This window comes from Alteromonas sp. AO-Serp (assembly GCF_017849675.1).
Taxonomy (GTDB): domain Bacteria; phylum Pseudomonadota; class Gammaproteobacteria; order Enterobacterales; family Alteromonadaceae; genus Alteromonas; species Alteromonas macleodii.
Map to the genome: position 1 here is coordinate 1 of NZ_JAFLMX010000187.1, position 10,352 is coordinate 10,352.

At 45.2% G+C, this 10,352-nt stretch carries 8 protein-coding genes; all 8 read left to right on the plus strand.

Going from position 1 to position 10,352, the window contains the following annotated elements; genetic code table 11:
- On the plus strand, positions 1 to 443 hold a 443-nt coding region (locus tag QVA83_RS12925), incomplete at its 5' end, for a uroporphyrinogen-III C-methyltransferase (protein WP_287498531.1).
- The gene (locus QVA83_RS12930) at positions 427 to 1,413 is read left to right on the plus strand and encodes a glycosyl transferase family protein (protein ID WP_156077883.1); all 987 of its coding nucleotides are present in this window, start codon (positions 427 to 429) and stop codon (positions 1,411 to 1,413) included. The genes QVA83_RS12925 and QVA83_RS12930, both read left to right, overlap by 17 nt.
- Before the next feature lie 145 nt (positions 1,414 to 1,558).
- Entirely contained in the window at positions 1,559 to 3,076 is a 1,518-nt protein-coding gene (locus QVA83_RS12935) for a bifunctional metallophosphatase/5'-nucleotidase (protein ID WP_039224483.1), read from the plus strand.
- A gap of 4 nt (positions 3,077 to 3,080) precedes the next feature.
- Positions 3,081 to 4,679: a GGDEF domain-containing protein gene (locus tag QVA83_RS12940; RefSeq protein ID WP_156077884.1), complete on the plus strand. Its 1,599-nt coding sequence runs from the start codon at positions 3,081 to 3,083 to the stop codon at positions 4,677 to 4,679.
- Positions 4,680 to 4,963: 284 nt separating this feature from the next.
- Positions 4,964 to 6,280, plus strand: coding sequence for a methyl-accepting chemotaxis protein (locus QVA83_RS12945; protein ID WP_156077885.1), 1,317 nt, complete (start codon positions 4,964 to 4,966; stop codon positions 6,278 to 6,280).
- Positions 6,281 to 6,853: 573 nt separating this feature from the next.
- A complete protein-coding gene (locus QVA83_RS12950) occupies positions 6,854 to 8,263 on the plus strand; it encodes a CmpA/NrtA family ABC transporter substrate-binding protein (protein ID WP_014948243.1) in 1,410 nt (469 codons plus the stop codon).
- A gap of 88 nt (positions 8,264 to 8,351) precedes the next feature.
- Positions 8,352 to 9,347 carry an ABC transporter permease gene (locus QVA83_RS12955; RefSeq protein WP_039224486.1) on the plus strand — a complete coding sequence of 332 codons (996 nt, stop codon included), beginning with the start codon at positions 8,352 to 8,354 and terminating at the stop codon, positions 9,345 to 9,347.
- A gap of 16 nt (positions 9,348 to 9,363) precedes the next feature.
- Positions 9,364 to 10,266 carry an ABC transporter ATP-binding protein gene (locus tag QVA83_RS12960; RefSeq protein WP_014975666.1) on the plus strand — a complete coding sequence of 301 codons (903 nt, stop codon included), beginning with the start codon at positions 9,364 to 9,366 and terminating at the stop codon, positions 10,264 to 10,266.
- Positions 10,267 to 10,352: the final 86 nt, after the last annotated feature.

A 10,352-nucleotide genomic window follows, 5' to 3' on the forward strand; every position in this document is an offset into this window, starting at 1 on the left:
TTGCTATTGTTCCTGGTATTACGGCAGCATCGGGTGTGTCAGCCTATACGGGGATCCCTTTAACCGACAGGTGTTGTGCTCAGTCGGTGTGTTTTATGACCGCACATTTTAAGGACGTGGATCAATGGCCAGAGATGGCACCCATGGCGCAAAATGTATTGAAGCAAACCATGGTGGTTTATATGGGGCTAAGCCGACTTGAAGGGCTATGCAAAGGCTTGATTCATCACAACGTGCCAACCACATGGCCAGTAGCGGCAATTGAAAATGCCACTTCGCCTGAACAGCGCGTGATTACTGGCGTGCTTGCCGATATTCATAGCAAGGTAGAAGCAGCAAATTTAACGGGGCCTACGTTACTTATATTTGGAAAGGTGGTAGAGTCTCGTCAACAGGTAAATACTCTTCTATTACATTCATCCAAGCATGCAGCAACCATTTAGTGAATACATAAAAATTATTGGAAAAGGTCAAAAAGGGGGGCGTAGCCTTACCCGTGATGAGGCTTATCATGCCATGAAAATGGTATTGGCCAATGAAGTGACAGGCGATCAACGCGGCGCATTTCTTATGTTGCTGCGTACCCGTGAAGAAACACCAGAAGAAGTTATTGGCTTTGTCGATGCATGCAGAGAGCTGATAGAGCCAGAAGTTAAAAACCTCACCCCCACGTTAGATATTGGCTGCTACGCGGGAAAGCGTCGCCAGTTACCGTGGTACTTATTGGCCGTAGCGGTTCTAGCCAACAATGGTTACTCGGTTATGCTCCACGGTGCGCATGAACCGGGTTCGGGACGCCTTTATGCAAGTATAGCGTTACCCCAATTGGGCCTGTCTGAAGTTAGCAGTATTGAAGATGCCAAACAGCAGTTAACGGATAAAGGGGTGACTTACCTTGATTTGTCTTATTTGCTGCCTGCGCTCGACACAATTATTAAGCTTCGTGAAGTGTTTGGTCTGCGTTCATGCGCTAACACCCTCGCAAGGTTGTTGAATCCCACCGCTGCACAATTTTGCGTACAGGGCGTTTACCATATGCATCTTGACCACAAACACTGCCGCGTTAATGAAAATTATCCATCTATAGATGCGCTTTGTTTTCGTGGTGATGGCGGAGATCCTGAAGTTAATGGTGAGCGGGAAACTGAGCTATTTATTACCCGAAATGGTGAGACCGAAGAAGTAATAATGCCGGTGGTTGCTGACAAATGGGCGCTTAAAGATAAAGACATGAACGTTAACGACATGCTTGATGTGTGGGCGGGTAACGCGAATAGCCTTTACGGTGAACAAGCCATCTTAAGCACACTTGCCAGCTATTTGGTACTGCTACAAAAGTGTGATGTTGCAGATGCCTTGTCGCAGGCAAGGCAGCTTTGGGCACAGCGCGATAAAAGCGCAACGCCATTTTAAGGTCACCTGCGTTTTCTGAGCGGGCAATTATCTATATTGCTTGATATAAAGCCCTTCTTTTTAAGGAAAAATAGCCAATCGTCGCATTGACTTAATCGTTGCTATACTTGTTAATAGTATTAACAAGTTTTCCTTAAGTGGTGTTATGCGAATCACGCAATGGCTCGTATTTTTAGCTAGCCTGTCGCTCTTATTTCGAGCAGGTTATGCTGTATCTGAAAATCGAGAACAGGTCACAACCTCTAGCGTAACTTTCGTACTAACCGCAGATATGCCTAATATTAGCGACGCACGCACAGGGCGTTACGCTAATCTTCAAACCCTCGTAAAACAACAGCGGCAAATTAGTGAAACCGTCTTCTTCATTTTCGGCGGCGGCTCGATTGGGCCGAGCGCGCTATCCTCGTTTGACCGTGGCTCCCACATTATTGATATTCTCAATTCCCTTGAGCCAGATGTGATGGGGGTCACAAAGAGAGAATTTAGTTTCTATGAGGATGAATTATCTCTTCGTTCTTATGAAGCAGCCTTTCCATTGGTAGCCAGCAACGTAATAGATAACCGAGTGGGGCGCTCCCCTGATGGCCTGCACACTTCTGTGATTGTAGAAAAAGAAGAATTAACTCTTGGTGTTATATCAGTTTTACATGAGAGAGTGATAGAAGAGTACCAATTATCTGATATTGCTATAACGCCTCCTCAAAAAGCCATCATGGAGGAGTCTAAAAGATTGCGACAGCAAGGCGCAGATATTATTTTGCTGCACTATTCCTACCCGTTTCCTTTTATTAATACCATGCTGAACAAACGTATTATTGATGTCGCTTTTATAACAGACAGTCGCTTGGACGAGAAAAATATGCTCGAAACTACGCGTCATCCTAATAGTATGGTACTTACACAGCAGGGAACCGCTGTCGTTGCTAGTTTTGTGAAAAATGCTGGGTGGCAAGCAACGTCGTATATAGAACAGCCGTTAGAAGATATAGAGGCTGATGCTGAGTTAAACGAGCAACTCATTGAGTATGAAGCGCGCCTAAAACGGTTGTTAAATATCCAAATTGGCGAATGGAAGATTGCCGTTTCGACTGCGCGCAAAGAAGTGAGAAGTGAAGAGAATCCTTTTGTAAACTTTGTCGCGGATACCATTAAACGCTATGCCAATACTGAAATTGCCTTGATAAACGGAGGCAGTATCCGAGGCAACAAACAATATACGGCAGGTACACCAATTACTCGGCAAGATATTGTCACCGAAATGCCGTTTCGTGCGCATGTTGTGGCTTTGGATATAACTGGCGCTCAGTTAATTCAAGCTCTGGAAGAGGGGCTTTCGCAATATCAAAATTTAAAAGGCGGTTTTCCTCATGTATCGGGTATGTCTTATAGTTTCGACCCTTCAGCGAAAGTGCTTCAACGAGTAAAAAATGTCACCATTAATGGAAAGCGAATAGATAAGTCGAAAACCTATTCGCTGGCTACAAGTAACTTTCTGGCTAATGGCGGAGACGGTTTCTATGCGTTAAAGAATACCGAAAAGCGTCCGGCCTTGAGTACACGTCCCCCTCAAATATCTGACCTTGTGATGCAGGCCATCGTCAATCAATACGATATAAAGCCTAAAACTGATAACCGCATAATAAACATGGCAAAAGGCGGTTGATCAGATGCAGCATAAGAAAAAGACCTTGTATCTGTTTATCATTGCGCAATGCAGTGTGATGGGATTTTTTCTTTTGATACTGGTTTTGTCGCTGCTGCGTTTAAATGACGTGCGAAAAGTGCTTGACGATATCACCTCGTCTTCTATCCCCACTCTTAGCCAAGCTACTGAAATTACGCGTGAAGTTCAGCACTTAATTTCACTTACTGCGCGATTGACATCGTCTGAGAGCCAATCGTCTCGGCGTATCGTCAAAACCCAGTTGGATGAAGCGATAGAGCGCTTGGATTCCTCCAATTTGAAGCTTGAGCAAGGAGACAAGTACTTAGCGACGCAGCTGAATGTACTTACATTAGAAATAGAAGAACTAAACGCATTAGTGCGTCAGCGGATTGATGTCGAAAAAGAAGTGCGGGTGGAAAGGGAAGTACTATTTACTTACTTGAACAATATTTTTGAAGACAATAAATCGCAGTATGTGGGTATTCAATCCTCTCAAACGCTGGTTCCTCTGATATTACAAATTGCCCAAATAAATCAGCAGTTCCAACTGCATGAGTTACGCAAGTTAGAGGACAATATTGAAGAAAGCATCGCTTCCTTGCGTGAGGCGACAACGCTCGACAAGCGCAGCAGCGAACTGGTAAGTGCGCTAGAGGAGGGGGTATTAGGTAAATGGGGCATGATTGATAAACAAGCTAATGTCATGCGCATTCGTGGACGTTCAAGAGGGCGAGGCAGTTTTGTTGAGCACTTGGCTGAAGAAGTCGCGTCAAATATTGAGTTTAGAGCATCTTCAATCACAAAAGACACCTCATTTTACGCATTGTCTGCCAACCAGGCTGTGTCCAAACAAATAACCCTGTCATTGGCACTTTCATTAATTGTGATGATTATTTGTTGCGCCATCATCTTCTATATCTACAAACGTATTATTCTGCGTTTAATTGCTTTAACCAACTTGGTTGAAAAAAATAGTGAAGAAGTAGCAAGCTTCGAAGGCAGTGACGAGATATCTCGCCTGGCTAAAACCTTCGCACTGTATTTTGAGAGAGTGAAGAGCCAAGAAACCGAATTGATTCGTTTGTCACTCAGCGATCCGCTGACTAACATCCCAAACCGACGGGCATTTGAAATGGAAATGGAAAAGGTAATAGCGATGTCAAAACGGTATGACTGGCCGTTGACGGTAGTTATCTTGGATGTCGATAGTTTCAAACTTTACAATGACAATTATGGTCACCCTAAAGGGGATGAATGCCTGAAAGCCGTCGCTATTGGGCTTAATGAAGTCATTACCCGTAACACTGATTTTTGTGCTCGATACGGTGGTGAGGAGTTCGTAGCGATTTTGCCCAATACCGATGAGAAAGGCGCGAAGGTGAAAGCTGAAGAGATTCGAGATGCGATAGAATCATTAGGGATAGAGCACAGCAAGAGCACAGTTTCACCCGTAATTACCGCAAGTTTGGGCGTTGCAACGGTCAATTTCGTTAATCACCACAACTGGACGTTAACTTCGATCCTTAATACCGCTGATAAAGCTTTGTACGACGCCAAAACGGGCGGCCGGAATCGCTGCGTGTTTTCATCGCTGCCATGAGTATTTTTGTATAGTAAAAAGAGGCGGGTTTATGTCAATCCCCAAACTGGGCTATCTCTAGTCTTTATTGAACAAAAAAACTTCAGTTTTATTTGTGTGAAACATCAATAAACTTCATTTCCTCTGCTATCTTTAATCAAAACCAACAAAAACTAGCTTATCGTTTCAGACAACTAACCGTATTTCAGTGTGATACGCCAGTGCCTATTTTGTCAGGGTGGCTTCGTTATGAGCTAAGTCGGCTGATAAATAATGCGTGAAACGAAGTTCATTAGGAGCGCGGGATGTTTTTCAAAAATAAAGAGTTGATAGCCGAAAACCAACGCTTGGAAAAGGAACTGGCGGCATATCAAACGGTTAAGGAAGAGCTTCGTGAAGAAATGTTGTACATTGAGTTGAATGCAGATGGACGTATACGTGCAATTAATGATCTATGTACTCAAGCAACAGGATTTAAGATTTCAGAGCTAGAAGGGAAGTCTCTTGAAAGCCTAATGGATCCGAAATCGCTTAAGAAATCGGACGTTCAAGATATGCTAGGCGCTGTTAAAAATCATCGTCATTGGCATGGCGCAGTTAGCTTCAATAATGCACAAGGTCGTGAGATTTGGGTAAGAGGAATCATACAGCCAATAGACGACGCCTATGGAAATGTGAAGTGTATTTCTTTCTATATGGCAGAGCAAACGCGCAATATTTCTTACAGTAATGAGCTTAGAGATATGATTGCCGCGCTTCATCGCTCTTCTGCTGTTATTGAGTTCAACCTTGATGGCACCATCATAAAAGCCAACGAGAACTTTTTGAAAGGTACGGGCTACAAGCTGGAGCAAATAGTTGGAAAGCATCATAGGATCTTTTGCACAGAGCAAGAGGCGAACTCGGAAGAATATAAACAATTTTGGCGTGGGTTAGCGCAAGGACAGTTAGAATCTGGACGCTACAAACGCATTGATAGCCGAGGGAATGAAGTGTGGCTAGAAGCGTCATATAACCCCATCAGAAACGAAGATGGTCAGCTTTATAAAGTAGTAAAATTCGCAACGGTAATTACAGAGCAAATGAAGCGGGAGTTCGCCATTTCTGAAGCCGCCAACGTTGCATTCAACATTTCGCAAGAAACTGGAGAGCAAGCACGTAAGGGTAACCAAGTGCTCGATTCTACGGTTAAGGCGATGAACGAATTAACGAAACAGATGGGTAATGCGAGTGAAGGTATTAAGGACCTTGATGAGCAATCCCAAAAAGTTGCGGACTTGGTTAAAAGTATTAGCGGAATTGCCGACCAAACTAATTTATTGGCGCTTAACGCTGCTATTGAAGCTGCACGTGCAGGCGATCAAGGGCGTGGTTTCGCGGTAGTAGCCGATGAAGTCAGGCAGCTAGCGTCGCGAACCAGTAGCGCAACTGAAGAAATCGTAAACGTTGTCGTAGAAAACAGAAAGTTAACAGAAAATGCAGTTCAGTTAATTGAAGCGGGTCAGGAAAAAGCGCGCGAAGCCTTAGAGTATTCAACGCAGTCAGGCAAAGCAATGAGCGAAATCCAAAGCGGTGCCAATGAAGTGGTAAACGCTATCGGGCAATTTACTAAACGCCTCTAGAAAATTAGCGACACAATCAGACAGCTTTAGTCATTGGCCATATTTGTTCAACCTTGGTATCTGCTTTCGCGCACCAAGGTTGAACACCCCCCCCCTGTTTTGGTGCACCAAAACGAATTCATTCTCACTTTTCTCTTACCTCAATAGTGTAAATGTTCATAAATTTTAATGGCTTACATTTCTGGCACGATGGGTGCTAATTAATCCGTGCAACAACAACGTTGCTGTACAAAGCAACGGGTGCAAACACAAATGCGATGGCAGAGTGGAGTGCACAACACTTACCATAGGGTAAACAAATAGGATTCAGCGGAGAACGGTAAGGAAGCATCATCATCTCCGGCATTTATGGCAAGTGCATAATAATAAAAAATAAAGATGGTTTTATAAGCTAAAGCTTTTAATAAACCTCCCTTAAAGATGAGGTGTGTGAGCGGGAATTCCTGACTTACCATTAACAACTTGATGCGTTTGTAAGAACTCCGATATTACAAACACGGCAACGAAGCCCACCATGCTCGACGGTTAAACGTCGTACGCTGGTGGGTTTTTTTTTGGCTACGAGGAACACGTATGACTGGGTTAAAGACAACATCACTGCTAAAACGCTTTCGAACGGCGAGTGCTGGAGTATGTGCAGCACTTGCCGTCTCTGTAGCAAGTTTTTCTGCGAGTGTGGCAGCACAAGCGCCAGCGGTAGGCTGGCCTGAGAAGGAAGAACTTAAGTTTGGTTTTATCAAGCTCACTGATATGGCACCGCTTGCTGTGGCGTACGAAAAAGGCTTTTTTGAAGATGAGGGCCTCTACGTTACATTGGAAGCGCAAGCTAACTGGAAAGTGCTGCTTGATCGCGTAATCGACGGCCAATTAGATGGCGCTCATATGCTGGCTGGCCAGCCCCTTGGAGCAACCATTGGCTTCGGCACGGAATCGCATGTGGTAACAGCGTTCAGTATGGACCTCAATGGTAATGGAATTACCGTTTCTAATGAAATTTGGGACAAAATGAAGGCCCATATTCCACAGGAAAATGGCAAGCCAGTTCATCCTATTAAAGCTGATTATTTAAAGCCAGTGGTTGATGAATACCGCAACGCTGGAAAGCCGTTCAACATGGGAATGGTATTTCCAGTTTCTACACACAACTACGAGTTACGCTATTGGCTTGCGGCAGGTGGAATTCACCCTGGATATTATGCGCCGCATAAAGGCGATACCGCGGGCCAAATTGACGCTCAGGCACTGTTGTCAGTCACCCCCCCACCGCAAATGCCAGCGACGATGGAAGCCGGCACCATCTATGGCTACTGCGTAGGCGAGCCATGGAATCAACAGGCCGTGTTTAAAGGTATTGGTGTACCTGTGATCACCGACTACGAAATTTGGAAAAATAACCCTGAAAAAGTGTTCGGCGTAAGCCAAGGCTGGGCTGACAAATACCCAAATACGCACATTCGCGTGGTTAAAGCCCTAATTCGAGCGGCAATGTGGCTGGATGAAAACGACAATGCTAACCGTCCTGAAGCGGTAAAGATTCTTGCTAAAAGTAACTACGTAGGTGCAGATGAAGACGTACTGGCTAACAGCATGACAGGCACTTTCGAATACGAGAAAGGTGACAAGCGCGACGTGCCTGATTTTAATGTGTTCTTCCGCTACAACGCCACTTACCCATACTACAGTGATGCTATTTGGTACCTCACACAAATGCGCCGCTGGGGTCAAATTTCAGAGGCTAAGTCTGACGATTGGTATAAAGAGACAGCCAAAAAAGTTTATAAACCAGAAGTTTATGCTCAGGCTGCTAAAGCACTGATTGCCGAAGGTAAAGCTAAGGCGTCTGACTTTCCAGAGTTTGGGACGGAAACGGGCTACAAGCCGCCTCAGAGCGAATTCATTGATGGCGTGACGTTTGACGGAAGCAAGCCTAACGCTTACTTAGAGCAATTTAAGATTGGTCTGAAGGGCGACACTGTACTGTAAGTGTCTGATTTAATAGCCCTGCCTTCAGTTCTAACTAGGGCGGGGCATAAACAGCGCAAAAGCGCACATCAAGTGTCAGGAGCAAGCAATGAGCAAGATGACAACCATTCTTCGCCTTCCATCGTCGCCGTCAAACGCCAACTCTTTGTTGAGCCGTTTATATCAATCCACGCCTGCGTTGCTGCTGCCTGTTATTGGCTTGCTGATGTTTTTGGCCATTTGGAATGGTGTAGCAAAAAGTATCGACACGTCGCTGGGGCAGTTCCCAGGGCCTGCACAAGTTTTTGAGCAAGCCGGTGCGTTAATTGACGAACATATTGCACAGCGTGAAAAAGCGGACGCTTTCTATCAACGTCAAGAAGCAAGAAATGCAGCGCGTGTAGCGCAGGACCCTACTTATCAGCCAAAAATTAGAGAATTCACCGGTGCGCCAACCTTCTTTGATCAGATATGGACAAGCCTTTACACCGTCATGGTTGGATTCTTAATTGCATCAGTCGTGGCGGTTCCCGTGGGTATACTATGTGGTCTAAGTAAATCTGCTTACACCGCAATAAATCCACTTATCCAGTTATTTAAGCCAGTGTCTCCATTGGCATGGCTGCCGCTGGTGACTATGGTGGTAAGTGCCCTTTATGTCAGCGATGAGCCGGCCTTTTCTAAATCATTCGTGACCTCTGCTTTTACGGTTTCGCTTTGTTGTTTATGGCCAACCCTTATTAACACCGCAGTAGGCGTATCAAATATTGATAAGGACCTAATCAACGTAAGCAAGGTATTGCGCCTTACGCCGTTTGCTCATCTCACCAAAATAGTACTTCCATCTTCTATCCCCATGATTTTTACAGGACTTAGATTGTCGCTTGGTATTGGCTGGATGGTACTGATTGCGGCAGAAATGCTTGCCCAAAACCCGGGCCTAGGAAAGTTTGTGTGGGATGAATTCCAAAACGGAAGTTCGGAGTCGCTAGCGAGAATCATGGTAGCAGTGCTCACCATTGGCGCTATTGGCTTTGTACTAGACCGCCTAATGTTATCGATTCAGCGCGCTGTAAGCTGGGACAAGTCGAGCGTACTACGCTAATTTTGAGGAGAATTTTATGCACACTAAACACTTAGAGTTAGAGCAGGTGGGTATCGACTTCCCCACACCGAAGGGGCCATTTACTGCGCTTCAAGATGTAAATCTTAAAATCAGCAAAGGTGAATTTGTGTCGTTAATTGGCCATTCGGGCTGCGGTAAATCAACGGTGCTGAATATCGTCGCAGGTTTGCACCAAGCTACTACCGGCGGCGTAATTTTAGATGGCGCAGAAGTGAAGCAGCCTGGACCTGAACGCGCAGTAGTCTTTCAAAACCATTCTTTATTACCTTGGCTTACGGTATACAAGAATGTTGAGCTGGCCGTAAAATCGACCATGCGAGGCAAGAGTAAAAACGAGATGCGTGACTGGATCATGCACAACCTAGAGCTTGTGCACATGACCCACGCCCTTGATAAATTACCCAGTGAAATATCAGGTGGTATGAAACAGCGAGTGGGCATTGCACGAGCGTTGGCAATGGAGCCAAAAGTGCTGCTAATGGATGAACCGTTCGGTGCGCTAGACGCCCTAACTCGCGCTCACCTTCAAGACTCGCTAATGGAAATTCATGCTGATTTGGGTAACACGGTTATTATGATTACTCACGATGTGGATGAAGCGGTATTGCTATCAGACCGCATTGTTATGATGAATAACGGCCCGGCAGCCACCATTGGCGAAATTCTGGATATTGAGTTGCCGCGTCCGCGAGATAGATTAGCACTTGCAGATAACAAGCAGTACAACCACTACAGACATGAAGTCTTAACTTTCCTTTACGACAAACAAAAGAAGGTTGAAACCGTTTCGTCACGCGCCAACCAAGCGCCTACAACTAACAAACATTCACAACAGCTAGCAAAACCCAGCGGGGTGTCATCTGAAAAAAAAGACGCTAAGAAGTCAGATGCCGCCTAGCTTTATCGGCACCTGACTAGGGCGGAAGCCTTTTCCGCCAACTAACCAAAACCATCACTTTTAACCAGCATTCTACTGCTGGCTGG